This window comes from Sphingomonas bacterium (assembly GCF_903642285.1).
GTDB lineage: Bacteria > Pseudomonadota > Alphaproteobacteria > Sphingomonadales > Sphingomonadaceae > Sphingomonas.
Genome location: NZ_CAHJWJ010000012.1, coordinates 26,376 through 43,035 on the forward strand (window position 1 = coordinate 26,376; position 16,660 = coordinate 43,035).

Sequence of the window (16,660 nt, forward strand, 5' to 3'; positions counted from 1 at the left end):
GCCGGTTACGACCCCGGATGTTCTCCCGCGAAAGCGGGAGCCCAGGGTTGCGGAGCACATCGCTCGTGGCGCCCGGACCCCCGCTTTCGCGAGGGAACCGTCGGTTGCGCGTTTCCGATGGACGAGGATGGTTCTACGCGGCGCGCGCCATCGTCCAGGCGGAGGCAACCTCGCCGATCGAGTCCGCCGCCGCGCGGAACGGGGAGGAATCATGGCCGACCGCGGCGTTGACGATCGTCCGCCGCGCCCCGGCGTAGAATTTCGCCAGCGTGCTCGACAGCGGCCCCCCGCGCTCATGGTCGAGACCGGCTTCCAGCGCGAACAGGATCGCGGTCGCGCGGGTGATCCGCTCGCCCTTCTTCGCGAAATTGCGCGCGTCGGTCGCCCAGGCGGCGGCGCGCAGCGCGGCGATCAGCTCCTCGTACAACAGCTGCACGAGCGCGGGCGCGTCGGCGCCGGAGGTGCGACCGGCGACGTCCACCTGGCGGTAGGTCGATGCGGGATCGCGGGCGAGGGCGGTGGCATAGGCCATCATCAGCTCGTCTTGTTCCAGGCGGCGATCTGCGCGGTCAGGAAGGTCTGGGTCGACTTGTAGGCGGAGATCTTGCTGTCCATCGCGGCATATTGCTGCGTCAGCTGCGTCTTGGTCGCGGCGGCCGCGGTCGTCTGATCGGTCTGCTCGTCGGTCACCGTGCTCTGCTGCTTGGTGTAGTTGGCGGTGTCGACGTCGAGGCCGTAGGTCGGGTCGGTCGCCGCGGTGGCGATCGCGGACAGCGCCGCCGACAGGCCGTTGCCGGTCGACGCGGTACCGCTGCCGATGGCCAGCATCGCCTCGACATCGTCGGGAAAATTGTTGAGCGCGTTGGACAGCGCGGTCTGGTCGAGCGTCAGCGTCCCGTCCTTGTTCGTGCCGACGCCCAGCTCGGCGAGCGTGGTCGGCGCCCCCGCGGCGGACGCGGTCGACAAGGGCGTCGTGGTCAGCTTTGCCAGGCTGCGCTGCAGCGCGGTGACGGCGGGATCGGCCTTCAGCACGCCCGTCACCGGATCGGTCTGCGTCTGAAGCGTCGCGAGCACCTGATTGTAGGTATCGACGATATTGCTGATCGCCTGGCTCAGCGCCGATCCGGGCGGCGTCGTGCCCAGCGTCACCGGCGTCGTCGAGGCCGCGACCAGCTTCAGCTGCACGCCGGAGATCAGGTTACTGATCGTGTTGCTGGCGCGGTGGAAGGTGGCGCCGTCCAGCGTCACGATCGCGTCCTGCGCGCTGGTGCCGATCGTCGTGCCCGTGGCGTCGCGCCCGACGTTGAGCGTCGACAGGCTGGTCCCCGTCGCGGTCGGGTCGGTGTCGGTACCGGTCAGCGAGAACGCCTGCGACGCGCCGGTCGCGCCCTTGATCGACAGGCGCTGCCCATTGCCGTCGGCGATGACGGTCGCAGTGACACCGGCATTCGCCGCGTTGATCTTGGCCGCGATGCCCGACAGCGTCGCGTCGCTGCCGTCGATCGTGATCGACACCGGGCTGGAACTGCCCGCGGTGAAGGTGGTCGTGCCGCTGCTGTCGGTCGAATCGCTGCCGAATTGGAGGGAGAAGGTGCCGGGGCGGAACGCGGTGGCCGGATCGACGGTGGTGTTGGTGGTCGCCGCCTGTGCGCTGGCAAGCTGGTTGACGACCAACGTCGCCGACAGGCCGGCGAGCTTGGATCCGGCAAGGCCCGTCGCGGTCAGCACAGAGGTGTTCGAACTGGCCGGCTGCGTCGACAGAGAGCCGCCGGTCGCCAGCGACCGGAACGCGCTTTCGAACCCGGTGATGCCGCTCTTCACCGCGGCGACGCCGGAAATCTGCGCGGTCAGCGTCGTCTGCTGGTCGGCGAGCTGGCTGTTCTTCGCGGCATATTGCGCGGTGACGAGCGAGCTGACGAGCGAGGTGATGTCGATGCCCGACCCCGCGCCCAGCGTCTGGACGATCGATGCCGGGGAAACCGTGGTCGTGGCCGCGGTCGAGCTGGTGCTGGTCGTGCTCGTGGTCGTCGTCATCGTCGTATCTCCGGCACCTGTCTCAAGGAACGGCCGCGGCCCGGGATACTTTAGGTCGTTTTGACGCCGTATTCGTCGAACCGCGCGGACGGCGGGACGTCTACGGGCGGCGGCATGCCGCCCATCTTCGCGTTCAGCCCGAGCACGAAGGCGAGCACGGTCGCCAGCGCCATGTACAAGTCGTCGCGGACCTCCTGCCCCTCGCGGCTGGTATAATAGACCGCGCGCGCCAGCATCGGATATTCCAGCATCGGCACCCGGTTCTCGCCCGCCAGTTCGCGGATCGCCGCCGCGGTCGCGCCGCGCCCGCGCGCGACGACGACGGGGACCTGGTCGCGGCCCCGATCGTAGCGGAGCGCCACGGCGAAGTGGGTGGGGTTGGTCAGCACGACATGCGCCTCCGCCACCGCCTTGCGGATGCTGCGGTTCGCCATCGCGCGCTGCTTGGCACGCTGGTTCTGCTTGGCTTCGGGCGAGCCTTCGGTTTCCTTGTGCTCGTCCTTGATCTCCTGTTTCGACATGCGCAATTTCGCCAGCAGGCGGACGATCTGGATCGGCACGTCGAGCCCGGCGATCGCCGCCAGCCCCGCCGCCATCGCGATCAGGACGCCGATGAACGTGCCGCCGAGCGCGCCGACCGCCGGGCCGAGATCGGCGGAGGACAGCCCGATCGTGACGTGCGACGCGCGCCACAGCATGTAGCCGCCGATCGTCCCGAGCAGCCCGACCTTGGCGAGCGACTTGCCGAGTTCGATCCAGCCGTTGGTGCCGAAGATCCGCTTCACCCCCGGCCCCGGGTTGATCCGCGATGCCTTCGGCGCGAGCAGCGATCCGTTGAAGTGCAGCGCGCCCAGGCTGCCGCCGCCAAGGATCGTCGCCGCCAGCGTCATTGCGAACAGGGCGGCGAGCGACGGCGCAAGCTTCCATCCCGCCTCGGCAAGCGGCCGCCAGGGGGAGAAATCGGCGATGTCCGCATGCGTGAACGACAGGCTCGCCGCCATCACCGCCTTGCATGCGCCGACGAGCGACCGGCCGAAGACCGACAGCCAGACGACCCCGGCCAGGACGACGAGCGCGGTGCCGAAATCCTTGGAACGAAGGACGTTGCCGTCCTTGACCGCGTCGCGCCGGCGCTTGGCGGTCGGCGCTTCGGTCTTTTCGCCGAACTCGTCCGCCATCAGCCGAGCACCAGGTTCTGCGTCGCGGCGAGCGCTTCGCGGATGATGACGACCATGTAATCGCCCATCGCCGGGAACGAGAGCGCGAGCGCGACGACCCCGACCGCCAGGCTGGCGGGCAGCCCCACCGCGAAGAGGTTCAGCGCCGGCGCGGCCCGGCTGAGCATCCCGACCACCAGGTTGAGGCACAGCAGCAGGAAGCCGACCGGCAGCGCGAGCAACAGCCCGGCGAGGAAGACGTAGCTGCCGAAGAACGCGATGTCCTTCAACCGGTCGACGCCGAGCCACGCGGCACCCGGCGGCAGCGCGTCATAGCTCTTCACGATCATCTCGACGAGCACCAGGTGGCCGTTCATCGACAGGAACAGAAGCGTCAGCATGACGGTGAAGAAGGTGCCGAGCGCGGGGGTCGAGCGGCCGTTCTGCGGATCGATCGAATTGGCGAAACCGATCCCCATCGACGTGCCGATGACCTCCGACGCCAGCAGCGGCGCGGCGAACGCGACTTGCAGCACGAAGCCGAGCGCGATGCCGACCAGCGCCTCGGCAAGGACGGCAAGGATCGTCGCGACCGCGAAGATCTGCGGCGGCGGCACGATCGGATGCGATGCGAGCACGAGCACCCCGATCGCGCCGGACAGCGACACGCGCACGACGAGCGGCAACGAGACCGCGGCGAACACCGGTGCGGTCATGAAAGTCGCACCGACGCGGACCATCACGAATACGAGCGCCCAGAGTTGCGGTTCGATCGAGAGGCCTAGACCGAGCACCCGCCTATTTCACCAGATCCGGAATGCGCTCGAAGATCCCGATCGTGAAATCGCTCAGCAACCCCAGGATCAGCCCGCCGAAGATCACGATCGAAACCGCGACCACCACCAGCTTCGGTACGAACGACAAGGTCTGTTCGTTGATCGACGTCGCGGCCTGCACCATGCCGAGGATCAGCCCGGCCAGCAGCGCTGGGATCAGGATCGGCGCGCACGCCAGCGCGAGCACCCACATCGTCTGGTTGGCGATCGTCAGGAAATAATCGGCGTCCATCAACGCGCTCCGTCACCCCGGCCTTGTGCCGGGGTCCAGGGCAACGAGCGCCCCGTTTGTGACTCTGGATGCCGGGACGAGCCCGGCATGACGAAAACCAGTGCGCTCATGTCGCGAACGAATTGGCGAGGCTGCCCATCGTCAGCGCCCAGCCGTCGACGAGCACGAACAGCAGGATCTTGAACGGCATCGATATGATCGTCGGCGACATCATCATCATGCCGAGCGACATCAGGACCGTCGCGACCACGAGATCGATGACGATGAAGGGCAGGAAGATCAGGAATCCGATCTGGAACGCGGTCTTCAGTTCGGACGTGATGAACGCGGGCAGCAGGACCGAGAAGGGAATGTCGTTGGTCGATGCATAGGGCCCCGACTTGGCGAGCCCGGCGAACAAGGTCACGTCGGCTTTGCGCGTCTGCTTCGCCATGAAGGCGTGCAAGGGCGCGCCCGCGGTCGTGATCATCTGCGTGCCCGCCAGCTTGCCCGCCGCATAGGGCTGGATCGCGGTCGTGTTGATCTGGGCGATCGTCGGCGCCATCACGAACAGCGACAGGAACAAGGCTAGGCCGATCAGGACCTGGTTGGGCGGCGTCTGCTGCAACCCCATCGCCTGGCGCAGCATCGACAGGACGATGATGATCCGCGTGAAGCTGGTCATCATCAGCAGGATGCCGGGCAGGATCGTCAGCAGCCCCATGATGATGAGGACCTGGAGCGACATCGACAGCGGCGCGGACTGGCCGGTCGCGGCCGCCGCACCGCCACCGATCTGGCCGAGCGCGCGGTCCACCGCATCGCCGACGCCGGGGGCGGCGGGGGCCGCGGGTGGAACTTGCGCGAAGGCGGGGACCGCGACGATCAAGGCGATCAGGACCGCGAGCGCGATCCACCACCACCGGCGGCTGCGGGATGCGCCGGTGCCGGTGCCGGTCGTACGGAACAGCGCGGGGCCGGAGCCCTTGCGCGTGACGGTGACGGTCATAGACCCGCCTTGTCGATCAGCGTGACGCCGTTACGCGCGACCGACACGAGCAGCCGGCGGCCCTCGAAATCGATGACCGCCAGCTTGACGCCGGTCGACACCATCATCGTCTCGCGCACCGTCACCATGCGGTTGGCCGGCTTGCCCGGCATCCGCGTCTCGAACTTGCGCCACAGGACGAGGCAACCGACCATCAGGCCGCACACGAGCGGCAGCAGGACGACGAGCTTCAGGACATAGGACCACAGCACCGGGTCAGCCGCGCTTTTCGGGGCTGACGAGTTCGGTCATGCGGACGCCGAAACGCTCGCCGACGGTCATGACCTCGCCGCGACCGATCAGCGTGCCGTTGACGAACACGTCGAGCAGCTCGTTGGCCTGCCGGTCCAGCTCGATCACGCTCGATTCGTCGAGCGCGAGCAGTTCGCGCAGCGTCAGCGAGGTCGACCCGATCTCAACGGTCAGCTTGACATCGACGTCCTGCAGCAGCCGGAAATTGGCCGCAAGCGAAGCGTCGACCGGAAACCCGCCGGTCATGTCGTTCATGAATGCATTCCTTCGTCGATGCGGGAAATGGAGGTGAGCTGGATCGCGGCGCGCCCGTTCGACGTGCCGACGGTGCCGCAGCCGAGCCGGTCCTTGCCGACCATGACGGGGACTTCGTTGGCGATATCGATCGGGATGACGTCGCCGGCCTTCAGCGCCATCAGCGTCGACAGCGAGACGACGGGTTCGGCGAGGACGGAGCGGATCGGGAAGCGCACCGTCATCGCCGCGCGCGTCAGCCCGCTGCGCCACTGCGGATCGGGCGCGGACGTCTTGCCGAGCACCTTGGCGGTCAGCGACGCACCGTGCGGCTTCAGCGCGGCGACCGGATAGACCAGATCGACGAACACCGGCTTCGCATCGCCGATCGCCAGGCCGAAACGCGTGACGATGACGGGATCTTCGCCGTCGATATCGGCCAGGATGGCGGCGTTCGCCTCGACCCGGCCGGGGGTGAAACTGATCCGTGCGAGCGGTTCCCAGCTGGCGGCGAGCGGCACCGCGATCGATGCGCCCAGCCGCGCGATCAGCGCCTCGGCCGCCGGTGAGAATTCGGTCGGAAGCATCGGTGCCACCGCACCGGTGCCGCCGAAGAACAGGTCGAGCAGGCCCAGTATGAAGCGCCCGTCGAACATGCAGAATGCCTGGCCCGTCGGGCCGAAGCCTGCCGTCGGCGTCATCGCGAGCGGCAACCAGGCGGTCAGGAGGTCGCCGCGCTCCTGCCGGTAATCGACGAAGCGTTCGACCGACAGCGGCTCCGCCCAGCAGCGCACCTCTCGTCGCACCACGGGTTCGAACACGCCGCGCATCGACCGCGCGAGCCGGGCCGACAGATGCTGGAGCGTGTGGAGATCGCCGAACGGGTTCAGCTTTACCGCGCCCAGCACGCCGTCATGCGCCGCGCGCCCGCGGGTGCGTTTGCGGCGTTCGGGCGTATCCTTGGTTGTCGCGGCGTTAACCATGCCTCACTGAACAACGAAATTGGTAAAGTAGACGTTACTGACCCCGCCGAATCCTTCCTTTTGCTTCAAAACATCGTTAATCGCATGGACCAGCCGGACCTGGAGCCGGTGCTTCCCCTCGGTCGTGTAGACCTGCTCCTCGGACGTATCGCCGAGCGTCATCAGGATGGCGGAGCGCACCGCGATGTCGTTGGTCTTCAGGTTCTGGATGACGGTGTCGTCGTACGGCGTGGACACCGCGACGCCGACCTGAACGAAACGCGGCGAGTTCTGCAGGTTCGCGGTGAAATCCTTTTCCATCGCGAAATAATTGGACGCATATCGATCGCCGCCCTCGCCCGACGGGGGTGCGTTGCCCTTGGCGGGTGCCGATTCGCCTCCGCCGGCGCTGCGTTTCTGTTCGTTCTTGGGGACGAGCTTCGGCCCCTCGACCACGGGCTTGGCCTTTTCGCCACCGCCGCCGACCATGCCGCTCCTCGCCGCATACAGCCCTGCCCCGACCCCGCTGCCGATCAGGGCCAGCAGGGCGACGCCCATCACCAGCATTTTGCCGAGCTTGCCCTTCTTCTTGGCAGGGACTTCGGTATCGGATTTGTCGCTCATCGGTTCGTCCTCACGCTATGCGGGTGTCGTCGTCGGCGATCGTGGTCGCGACATTGGGGGAAGAGGGTCGCGGCGCGGTCGGTTGACGCGCCATGGCCTGTTGCTGTTGCTGGCCCGCGCCACTGCCGCCGCCATCGACCGTGCTGCCGCCAAGCCGAAGCCCGCGCTGTTCGGCGATCGCGGCGAGCCGCGGCTGCGCTTCGGTCAGGATCGCACGAGTTGCGGCCTGGTCCGCGGTGAAGCGGACGTGCAGCGTGTCGCCGTCCTTGCGCACCGACATCTCGATCGGTCCGAGCGCATCCGGGACCACGCGGATCCTGCTGCTGGTCGCGTCCGCGGCGTCGCGCAGCGTCTCGATCCGGTCGACCATCGCCTGCGGCCACTGGCCGCGGCGCAGATCGAGCGGGGCCTGCTGCGCGTCGCTCGTCGCGGCGAGCGCCAGCGTTGGCTCCGTACGCGCGGCGGCAGCCGTCGACGGCGCGGCCGTCGCGCCGGTGGCGGGATCGAGCCGCGGATCCTTGGCCAGCCCGGCGCGCATCGCGGCACCGAACGCCTGGATCGCGGATGTCGTCGTCGCGACGGTCCCGGCGGCGGGCGGCAGGGGCCTCGCGGGCGGCGACAGTGCGATGACGGGCGCGCTGCGGGTGTCGATCTGGATCGTACCGGCGACCGGCGCGGTGACGGGCGCGGACTGCGGCGCGTCGATAGCGGTTCCGGCGATCGACACGGGTGCGGCGAAGGCGACGACCGGCGCGGCGACGGGCGGCACGGCCGGAACCGAAACCGGCTGGATCGGGACCGGTGCGGCGGCGGCGACGATCGCGGCTGCGTCCGGTGCCGCGACGGGGGCGGGCACCGTGCCCGCGACCATCGGCGACGTGGTGGCCGGCACGATCGACGGATCGACCGGCGTGGCGATCGTTGCGGGATCGAGCGCGTCCGCAGCACCGCGCGGCTGTGCGACGATCGGCGGGGATATCATTGTCGGCGATACGACGGGCATCGCCGACAATGCGGCCGGTGCCGCTGCGGGGGCGGGCCCGATGCCGGTCGATATCGGCGGCGCGTTGGTCGGCACGGTCGAGGGACCGGCGGGCGCGGCGATCGTCGCAGGCGCAGGCGTGTCCGCCGTTTCGACGCGCGGCTGCGCGTCGATCGGCGGGGGCGATACTGCCGACGGCGATACGATGGGCGTATCCGGCGCTGTGACGGGCACCGCTACGAATGCGGGTGCGGTTCTGGCGAATATCGGCGGCGTGGTAGCGGGTACGATCGACGGACCGACCGGCGAGGCGATCGTTGCAGCATCCGCTGTGCTTGCCGCCGCGCCGACCCGCGGTTGCGTGGTGATCTGCGTGGGCGATACCGCGGCCGATGACGCGATCCTCGTCGCGGCGGCCGGTGTCGCGACGGAGGCGGGTACGACACCGGCGAATATCGGCGACGTGGTGGCCGGGACGATCGACGGACCGACCGACGACGCGACCGTTACGGTGCCAAGCCAGCTTGCCGCTTCGACCCGGGGTCGCGTGGTGACCTGCGATACCGTCGTCGGCGATACGGCGGCCAGCGCTACCGCCCCGACCGGTGCCGGTGCGGGCGCGGGCGCTGGGGTCGGGGGTATCGGCGGTGCGGTCGCCGCTACGATCGACGGATCGACCGGCGCTGCGATCGTCGCCGGATCGGGTGCGTTCGCGGCTTTGGCTGGCGACGGGGCGGCGGTCTGTGGACGCGATACCGCGGCCGTTGCCGTCGCCGGCCCGATGTCACCGGTCGGCGGGACGGGTATCGCCTGGCCCGACGAGGAAGCGAACATCGCCGGCACCTCCTTGCGCGACACGGCTACAGGCATCGGGGCGACCGGGCCGGAACCGGGCGTTTGCGATTCGGCCGCGGGTGCGTCCGCGACAGCGGGCAATGCCGCGATCGGCGCGGACATCAGCGGCAGCGGCACGCCCTGATCGAGCGCGACCGCGGTCGCACCGGTATCGCTCGAGACAGGTGCAGGCCCCGGGGCCGTAACCGGTGACGGCATCGCCGCGAACAGTCCCGGATCGGACGCGACGGGTGATCCCACCGGCAAGCCGCTGCCGCCCGCGGCGGCATCCTGCCGATCGTCGGCATCGTCCTTCGTCTTCTCACCGGCGGGCGGCGGCGGATCGGTATCGTCGCCCGCGACGGATGCCCCCGCGATCTGCGCAAGCGACGATGCGAAGATACCCGTCGATGCCGTCGTACGCGCGGCAGGGGACGCGGTCGGGCCGGCAATGGCGGTGATCGAGAGATTCATGCGCGGCGTCTCGGGGCGATAGTCATCGCAGGGCGATCAGCAAGGATCGTGCCGTTTTCCCGCGCTTGCCGGTGCGCCCGGTGGTGTCTCTTCCAGCGCGCGCATCTCCGCGCGGATCGTCGCGGCATCGGCGCGCACGATCAGCTTTTCGATCGCGCTCTGGTCGCGGCGTGCGGTGCGGGTCGCCTCGGCGGCGCGCGCGCGGAAATCCTCGGCGTTGCGCATGCGCGCAGCGGCGGTCAGCGCGGATTGATGGAGCTTGTCGCGGTAATGCGCCGCCGCGCCGAGCGACACGCCGACCGCACTCGCCGCGATCGGCGCGACGGCGGCGGCCAGTTCGGCGATCCGGGCGTGAAGCTGCGCTTCGCTCGCCGCATGATCGCGTGCGCGCGCTTCGTCCGCATGCGCCAGGTGAAGCTGGATCGTGCGGACCCGGTGAAGGCGGGCGAGCGTCTTGCCGCGGGTACCGCTCATCTCAGCCGCCGAACACGCCGACCAGCTCGACGATCGCTTCGCCAAGCGGCACGACCGCGTCCGCATCTTGGCGGATATAATCCATCACGGTGGAATGGCAGGCGATCGCGGCGTCGATCGCCGGGTCCGCGCCGTGGCGATACGCACCCATCAGGACGAGATCGCGGTTCTCCTCGTACGTCGCCAGATGCCGGCGAAGCGCGCGTGCCGCCTTGACGTGCGCGGCGTCCGCGATGTCGGTCATCACCCGGCTGACCGACGGACCGATGTCGATCGCCGGATAGATGCCGCGTTCCGCCAGCGCCCGCGCGAGGACGATGTGCCCGTCGAGGATCGACCGCGCCGCGTCGACCACCGGGTCGTTTCCGTCGTCGCCGTCCGCCAGCACGGTATAGATCGCGGTGATCGACCCGCCCGAATGGACGTCTACCCCCGCACGCTCGATCAGATTGGGCAGCATCGCGATCGCGGACGGCGGATAGCCGCGCGCGGACGCGGGTTCGCCGAGCGCCAGCCCGATCTCGCGTCCCGCATGTGCGACCCGGGTCAGCGAATCCATGATGAGGAGGACCTGCTTGCCCTCCGCGCGAAAGGCTTCGGCGATGGCGGTCGCGCGCAGCGCGCCGCGGATGCGGAGTACCGGCGAATGGTTGGCCGGCACCGCGACGACGACGCTTCGCGCGCGCGCTTCGCCCGCGACCTTGGTCTCCAGGAAATCGGCGACTTCGCGGCTACGCTCGCCGATCAGGCCGATGACGACGACATCGGCCTGGGCGGCGCGGACGATCATCCCGAGCAATACCGATTTGCCGACGCCGGATCCCGCCATGATCCCGACGCGCTGGCCCTGGCCGATCGTGAGCAGCCCGTTGATCGCGCGCACGCCGACGTCCATCGGCTTCAGGACCCGCCCGCGGTCGAGCGGGGATTGCAGCTTGCCGGCGATCGGCCAGCGGCCGGCACCGCGGATCGGCCCGAGCCCGTCGATCGGTTTTCCAGCACCGTCGACGACGCGGCCGAGCAGGGCTGCACCGACTTCGGCCTCGCCGGGGGGGCCGATCGGACGCACCGGCGCGCGTGGCAACAGCGCGGCTGGGCCGCCGAGGTTCATCAGCAGCGTACGGCCGCTGCGGAAGCCGATGACCTCCGCCTCGACCTGGCCCCCGATTCCATCGGCGCCGTCCGCGCCGACGCGGCAGATCGTGCCGACGGGCAAGGTCAGGCCGACCGCCTCCATCAGCAATCCGTCGAACGAGGCGAGCAGCCCCGACACCATCGGCGCGGGGACGAGCGGGGCCTGGCCGAGCGTTTCCAGATATTGCGTCGCGAACCGGTTCAGCATGGCGTCCCGGGGATCGGGACGCGGTCGATCGCGCGCGTCAGCTGGTCGAGCCAGTGCGCCGGGCCGTCCTCGACGATGGTGGATGCGGTTTCGAGAACGAACCCGCCGCGCGCGACGCTCGCATCGCCCACCGCGAAGACGGTTTTCGGCAAATGTCCGGCAAGCATGGCGACGTCGTCGGGATGGACCCGGAGCATCGCCGCCTCCGCGGCATCGGCGAGCAGGTCGACCGCGCCCTCGATCCGCGCGGCCAGCTTTTCGGATGAGATGCCGACCTCGCCGACCAGTTTCTCGACCAGGATGAGCACGGTGCGACGCAATTGTTCGGCGATCCGTTCGCGATCGACATGATCGCCCGTGCCGAGCGCCACGGACAGCCCGGCGATCAGGTCGGCATCGCGGCTGTCGTCGGTGCGCGCGGCGGCGAGCCCCGCGGCATAACCGGCGGCGCGTGCGGTCTCGATCGGATCGATATCGCTCTTGGTATCGAGCGGATTCCACCCGGCGGTCGGGTTGCTGCCTGGATCAGCGGGGCTGAAATGTTTCGGGCCGGGCGTGCCGGGCGCTTGCGGTGAAAAGGACACCGGCCCGCTCGGCGCAGCGCGTGTGCGCGGATCGAACGCGGCGAAGCCCTCGGGCGGCGCGAACGCACGTGCGAGCATCTGCGCCGCGTTGTCGTGGCGTGCGGCGAACCCAGCTACGAAGTCAGACATGGGGGACATCAGACATAATCGTCGTCGCCGGCACCCATCATGATCGTACCGTCCTTGGCGAGCGTGCGTGCGATCTGGATCATCGCCTTCTGTGCCTCCAGCACCTCGGCGAGCTTCATCGGTCCGCGCGCTTCCATCTCGTCGCGGATGCCGTCCGCGGCGCGCGCGGACATGCAGCCGAGGAAGCGTTCGCGGATCGCCGCATCGACGCCCTTCAGCGCGCGGGTCAGGATATCGCCGTCGACGTTGCGGATCATCGTGCCCAGGTTCTTGTCGTCCATCTCCAGCAGATTGTCGAAGACGAACATCGCCTCCTCGATCTGCTTGGCGATTTCGCGGTCGATCTTGAACAGTTTCGGCATCACGCGCTGCTCGGTTGCCTTGCGCGCGCCGGACAATAGCCGCGCGGCCTCGCGCGTACCGCCGAGCGTGACGCCGGCAGCACCGGACGACGAACCGCTGCGGTTCGCGAGCATCGTCTTCAGCGTATCGACCGCCTCGGGCGTGATCGGTCCAAGCCGTGCGACGCGGTGCAGGATGTCGGGCTGCACCGCATCGGGCAGCAGTTCGAGCACCTGGCTGCCGACCACGGGATCGAGGTTCGCGATCAGCACGGCGGCGATCTGCGGATGTTCCTTCTCGATCATCGCCGCGATCTCGCTCGCGTCGAGCCAGTCGAGCAACTCGATCTCGCACGCCGCCTCGGGCGGGGTGATCCGCGCCAGCACGCTTTCCGCCTTTTCGGGGCCGAGCGCGCGGTTCATCACCGCCTCGATCTTGAGGCGTGGGTCGAAGCCGATGGCGGTGCGTTCGCGGGCATGGCCGACGAAATCGTCGAGGACGTTCTCGACCTCCTGTTCGCTGACGTCCGCCACCGCGAACATCGCCTTGCCGAGCTGACGCACCTCTTCGGGATCCAGTTTCTGCAGGATGGCGGCGGCTTCCTCCTCGCCGACGAGCATCATCAGCACCGCGGCGCGCTCGACGCCGGTATAGGTGCGCAAGGGCAGGGGAACGCTCACGACTTGATCATGTCCCGGACGGCCAGCGCGGCGCGTGTCGGATTGTCGCGCGTGAAGCCGCGCACCGCGCCGATCCGCTCGTCATAGCCGCGGCTGCCCTCGAGCTGGTCGAGGCTGACCGGCCCGCTGGCGATGCCGCCCTCCATGCCGGCAGCCGGCGAACCCATCGGCGCGCCGAGCGCGATCCGGGGCGTATCCTCGCGCTTCTTCATCAGCGCCTTCGACAGCGGGCGGACACCGAGGATGAGGACCAGCAGCGCGATGAGGATCGCGGTTCCGTCGCGCGCGACGATCGGCAGCCAGGCATTGTCGTACCAGGCGGGCTTGCTCGTGGTGCCGGCGTCGGCATCGGCGAATTTCTTGCTGATGACGGTCACTTGGTCCTGGCGCTGCGCATCGAAGCCGACCGCGCTCTTCACCAGATCGGTGATCTGTCCGATCTCCATCGTCGTTCGCCTGCCCTTTTCGGGATCGCGCAGCAGGACCGCGACCGACAGCCGCTTGACGCTGCCGGGGGCGGCGCGGGTGACGGACACTTCCTTGCCCAGATCATAGGCGCGCTGGAAGGCGTCGGTCTGTTTCTGCGCGTCGGGGGCGGGGCCGCCGGCGGTCGGGGCGGGCGTCGGCGTGCCGGGATTGCCGGTCGCGGCCTGCGGCGTCGTCAGCTGGCTCGCGGGCGGCGGCGTGTTCGACAGCGCGCCGGGAATGCCGCCGGGCGCGGTCGCGGCACCGTCCTTCTGGTTGCCGACCCAATTGCCGGTCTCGGCACGGAGAACGCCGGCCTTGTCGTAGCTTTCGCGCGTCGCCTGCGTCTCGTCGAGATTGACGTCCGCCTGCACTTCGGTGGTGAAATTGCCCGCGCCGAGCAGCGGGGTCAGCAGCTGGATCAGCTGGGTGCGATATTTGTCCTCGACCCGGCGCTGGAAATCGATCCGCTGGCCGTTGCCGCCGTCCCCGGCACCGCCCGATTTGGTCAGCAGCGCGCCGAGCTGATCGACGATCGTGACGTCGTCGGGCTTCATTCCCGGCACCGACGAGGCGACGAGATTGACGATCGACGACACCTGCGAATCGCTGAGCGATCGTCCCCCCTGAAGTTTCAGCACGACCGACGCGGAAGGATTGGCATTGTCGCGAACGAACACGCTGGCTTCCGGCATCGCGAGGTGGACGCGCGCCTGCGCGACCGCGTCGATATCCTCGATCGATTTCGCCAATTCGGTCTCACGCGCCTGGCGAAGGCGTTCGCCCTCGACCGCACGGGACACGCCCATCGGCAACTGGTCGAGGATCGCATAGCCGCCGGGCGCGGCCTTGGGCAGGCCCTGGCCGGCCAGCAGCATCCGCGCCCTGGAGAAATCCTCTTCGCCGACGGTCAGCGCACCGGTGCCGTCGTCGACATGGCTCTTGATCCCCCCTTGCGTCAGCGCGGCGGTCACCGCGGCCTTGTCGCTGTCGGGAAGCCCCGTGAACAACGTCTTTTGCGTCGGCGTCGACAGCGTCATCCACGCGAGCGCGGCGGCGGCGATCAGCCCGATCATGAGCGCCATCGGCAGCGACCGACGGACGGCCGGCTGCGCCAGGACGCCCTTCATCTGGAGGAGCGGGTTCGCGAACCGTTCGGGGCTCGGATTGATGGGGGTGAGGGCATTGGACATCTGTCGTTACACCGGCATGCTCATGATGTCCTTGTAGGCGGACAGCAATTTGTTGCGGACTTGCAGCGTGGCCTCGAAACCGACCGATGCCTGCTGGCGGGCGAGCATCACCTTGGCGATGTCGACGGTATCACCGCGCTCGTAGCTATCGGACAGCTGCGACGCCTGGTTCTGGCCGTCGTTGACGCTCGTCAGCGCCCGATCCATCGTCGCGGCGAAGCTGGCGGGCGTGGTCGACGACGTCGCCGGGGCGGCGACGCCGGTCGCGGCACCGGCACCGGCATTGGCGCGGGACAGCGCGTCGTTCTTGTCGAGGATCTGCTGGCGGAGCTGCAGGATGCGGTCGATCCCCATCGACGCGCCGCCGCCGATGCCCCCTATGCTGCCGATCGTCATGCGGTCGCCGCCCAGCCGGCGGCCGCGCCGATATCCTCGCCCTGCTCGCGCGCCTTGGCCAGGCGGTAGCGAAGCGTGCGTTCGGAAATGCCCAGCCGCCGCGCGGTCTCGATCCGGCTGCCGCCGCATGCACGAAGCGTGTCGCGGATCGCGGCGAATTCGCTCAACTGCACGATGTTGCCGAGCGTCGCCGACTGATCGTCCGCGCGGTCGAACACCGCCGCCGCCGGACGGTCGAACACGATATGGCTCGCATGGATGGTATCGCCCGCAGCGAACAGCAGCGCGCGCTGGATGACGTTTTCCAGTTCGCGGACATTGCCCGGCCAGTCATGGCCGACCAGCATCTCGACCGCTTCGGCGTCGGGCCAGGGGACGACCTGGCGGTTGCCTGCATGGCGCAGGATCATCGTCGCGGCGAGCGCGGGAATGTCCTGGCGACGCTGCGACAGGGGCTTGGTCATCAGCGGGAACACGGACAGCCGGTAATAGAGATCGGCGCGGAACCGGCCCGCGGCGACCTCGCCCTGCAAGTCGCGGTTGGCGCAGGCGATGACGCGGACGTCGATCGATTGCGGCACCGACGCGCCGATCGGCACGACCTCGCGTTCCTGGAGCGCGCGCAGCAGCTTGGCCTGGAGCTGGATCGGCATCTCCGCGATCTCGTCGAGCAGCAGCGTGCCGCCGTTCGCGGCGCGGAAGAACCCCTCGCCGCCCGACGACGCGCCGGTGAACGCGCCCTTCTGATGGCCGAACAGCAGCGCCTCGAGCATCGATTCGGGCAGCGCCGCGCAATTGATCGCGACGAACGGCCCCTCCTTGCGCGGGGAATTGTTGTGAATGGCGCGCGCCAGCACCTCCTTGCCGGTGCCGGTCGGACCGTTGATCAGCACGGTGATCTCGGCTTGCGCGACTCGTTCGGCCAGCGCGAACAGCGCCAGGCTTTCGGGGTCGGCGGCGGTCGGCGTCTCGGGTCCGGCGAGCAGCGCGCGGGCGAAACCGTTGCCGATCGCCGCGTCGGCGGGGCCGAATGCGATCCGCGCGGGGCTGCCGTCGCGCGACGGCAGGACGGTGCGGTGATCCTCCGCGATCACGACGGTGCGCGCCGGTGCGGTGATCGCCTCGCCTTCCGCGACCAGGAAGATGTCGCCCGCCATCGGCACCGCATCGGCGGTACCGATCCCGAACCCCTGCGCGCGGAGCGACGACACCAGCGCGTATTTGCGGGCGGTGACCGCAGCAGACGGAAAGATCGAGCGCATGAAAACCCCCTTGGACGAACGGGGAATGCGGCCTTGCTGGTAAATGGCGAGTTAAAGCCGTCGCCGGCCGGCAGAATATTTCCGTGCACACACTCGCATGCACACACGGGGCGCGTTCGCGCGCGCGCGAGGTCGGTGCGGGGGC

19 protein-coding genes are annotated in these 16,660 nt (G+C 69.0%); 1 reads left to right on the top strand and 18 read right to left on the bottom strand.

Annotated elements, in window-relative coordinates; translation table 11 throughout:
* Nucleotides 1-133: 133 nt before the first annotated feature.
* The 11 genes from HUU99_RS07900 to HUU99_RS07950 all read right to left on the bottom strand — a co-directional run bounded on the left by HUU99_RS07900 (nt 134) and on the right by HUU99_RS07950 (nt 8,250).
* Nucleotides 134-532 carry a flagellar protein FliS gene (locus HUU99_RS07900; protein ID WP_174286031.1) on the bottom strand — a complete coding sequence of 133 codons (399 nt, stop codon included), beginning with the start codon at nt 530-532 and terminating at the stop codon, nt 134-136.
* A gap of 2 nt (nt 533-534) precedes the next feature.
* A complete protein-coding gene (gene fliD, locus HUU99_RS07905; RefSeq protein ID WP_174286032.1) occupies nt 535-2,034 on the bottom strand; it encodes a flagellar filament capping protein FliD in 1,500 nt (499 codons plus the stop codon).
* A 50-nt stretch (nt 2,035-2,084) separates the two neighbouring features.
* Nucleotides 2,085-3,212: a flagellar type III secretion system protein FlhB gene (gene flhB / locus HUU99_RS07910; protein ID WP_174286033.1), complete on the bottom strand. Its 1,128-nt coding sequence runs from the start codon at nt 3,210-3,212 to the stop codon at nt 2,085-2,087.
* The gene (fliR, locus tag HUU99_RS07915) at nt 3,212-3,985 is read right to left on the bottom strand and encodes a flagellar biosynthetic protein FliR (protein WP_174286034.1); all 774 of its coding nucleotides are present in this window, start codon (nt 3,983-3,985) and stop codon (nt 3,212-3,214) included. The genes flhB and fliR overlap by 1 nt, the downstream gene beginning before the upstream one ends.
* A gap of 4 nt (nt 3,986-3,989) precedes the next feature.
* Complete coding sequence (gene fliQ, locus HUU99_RS07920) at nt 3,990-4,259, bottom strand: flagellar biosynthesis protein FliQ (RefSeq protein WP_174286035.1); 270 nt, start codon at nt 4,257-4,259, stop codon at nt 3,990-3,992.
* Nucleotides 4,260-4,365: 106 nt separating this feature from the next.
* Nucleotides 4,366-5,247 carry a flagellar type III secretion system pore protein FliP gene (gene fliP, locus HUU99_RS07925; RefSeq protein WP_174286036.1) on the bottom strand — a complete coding sequence of 294 codons (882 nt, stop codon included), beginning with the start codon at nt 5,245-5,247 and terminating at the stop codon, nt 4,366-4,368.
* Entirely contained in the window at nt 5,244-5,498 is a 255-nt protein-coding gene (locus HUU99_RS07930) for a flagellar biosynthetic protein FliO (protein ID WP_174286037.1), read from the bottom strand. Before HUU99_RS07930 ends, fliP begins: the two co-directional genes overlap by 4 nt.
* Nucleotides 5,499-5,502: 4 nt before the next feature.
* Nucleotides 5,503-5,793: a flagellar motor switch protein FliN gene (fliN, locus tag HUU99_RS07935; protein ID WP_174286038.1), complete on the bottom strand. Its 291-nt coding sequence runs from the start codon at nt 5,791-5,793 to the stop codon at nt 5,503-5,505.
* Nucleotides 5,790-6,755 (bottom strand): flagellar motor switch protein FliM, encoded by a 966-nt coding sequence (locus HUU99_RS07940; RefSeq protein ID WP_174286039.1) that lies wholly within the window; start codon nt 6,753-6,755, stop codon nt 5,790-5,792. The genes fliN and HUU99_RS07940 overlap by 4 nt, the downstream gene beginning before the upstream one ends.
* 3 nt (nt 6,756-6,758) lie before the next feature.
* The gene (locus HUU99_RS07945; RefSeq protein WP_174286040.1) at nt 6,759-7,358 is read right to left on the bottom strand and encodes a flagellar basal body-associated FliL family protein; all 600 of its coding nucleotides are present in this window, start codon (nt 7,356-7,358) and stop codon (nt 6,759-6,761) included.
* 10 nt (nt 7,359-7,368) lie between these two features.
* Nucleotides 7,369-8,250 (bottom strand): flagellar hook-length control protein FliK, encoded by an 882-nt coding sequence (locus HUU99_RS07950; protein ID WP_174286041.1) that lies wholly within the window; start codon nt 8,248-8,250, stop codon nt 7,369-7,371.
* Here HUU99_RS07950 and HUU99_RS07955 point away from each other — a divergent pair.
* The gene (locus HUU99_RS07955; RefSeq protein WP_174286042.1) at nt 8,216-9,319 is read left to right on the top strand and encodes a hypothetical protein; all 1,104 of its coding nucleotides are present in this window, start codon (nt 8,216-8,218) and stop codon (nt 9,317-9,319) included. The genes HUU99_RS07950 and HUU99_RS07955 overlap by 35 nt on opposite strands.
* Nucleotides 9,320-9,684: 365 nt before the next feature.
* On the opposite strand, the gene HUU99_RS07960 is transcribed toward HUU99_RS07955, so the two are convergent.
* From HUU99_RS07960 to HUU99_RS07990, 7 genes are read right to left on the bottom strand one after another with little or no spacing between them, the layout of a single operon-like run.
* Nucleotides 9,685-10,122, bottom strand: a complete 438-nt coding sequence (locus HUU99_RS07960) for a hypothetical protein (protein ID WP_174286043.1) — start codon at nt 10,120-10,122, stop codon at nt 9,685-9,687.
* A gap of 1 nt (nt 10,123) precedes the next feature.
* On the bottom strand, nt 10,124-11,464 hold the full coding sequence (locus HUU99_RS07965) for a FliI/YscN family ATPase (RefSeq protein WP_174286044.1): 1,341 nt from the start codon (nt 11,462-11,464) through the stop codon (nt 10,124-10,126).
* Complete coding sequence (locus tag HUU99_RS07970) at nt 11,458-12,177, bottom strand: FliH/SctL family protein (protein WP_174286045.1); 720 nt, start codon at nt 12,175-12,177, stop codon at nt 11,458-11,460. The genes HUU99_RS07965 and HUU99_RS07970 overlap by 7 nt, the downstream gene beginning before the upstream one ends.
* Before the next feature lie 8 nt (nt 12,178-12,185).
* The gene (gene fliG / locus HUU99_RS07975) at nt 12,186-13,199 is read right to left on the bottom strand and encodes a flagellar motor switch protein FliG (RefSeq protein WP_174286046.1); all 1,014 of its coding nucleotides are present in this window, start codon (nt 13,197-13,199) and stop codon (nt 12,186-12,188) included.
* On the bottom strand, nt 13,196-14,857 hold the full coding sequence (gene fliF, locus HUU99_RS07980; RefSeq protein ID WP_174286047.1) for a flagellar basal-body MS-ring/collar protein FliF: 1,662 nt from the start codon (nt 14,855-14,857) through the stop codon (nt 13,196-13,198). Before fliF ends, fliG begins: the two co-directional genes overlap by 4 nt.
* Before the next feature lie 6 nt (nt 14,858-14,863).
* Nucleotides 14,864-15,253 carry a flagellar hook-basal body complex protein FliE gene (fliE, locus tag HUU99_RS07985; RefSeq protein ID WP_254603033.1) on the bottom strand — a complete coding sequence of 130 codons (390 nt, stop codon included), beginning with the start codon at nt 15,251-15,253 and terminating at the stop codon, nt 14,864-14,866.
* A complete protein-coding gene (locus HUU99_RS07990) occupies nt 15,250-16,515 on the bottom strand; it encodes a sigma-54 interaction domain-containing protein (protein ID WP_174286048.1) in 1,266 nt (421 codons plus the stop codon). Before HUU99_RS07990 ends, fliE begins: the two co-directional genes overlap by 4 nt.
* Between the last annotated feature and the right edge of the window lie 145 nt (nt 16,516-16,660).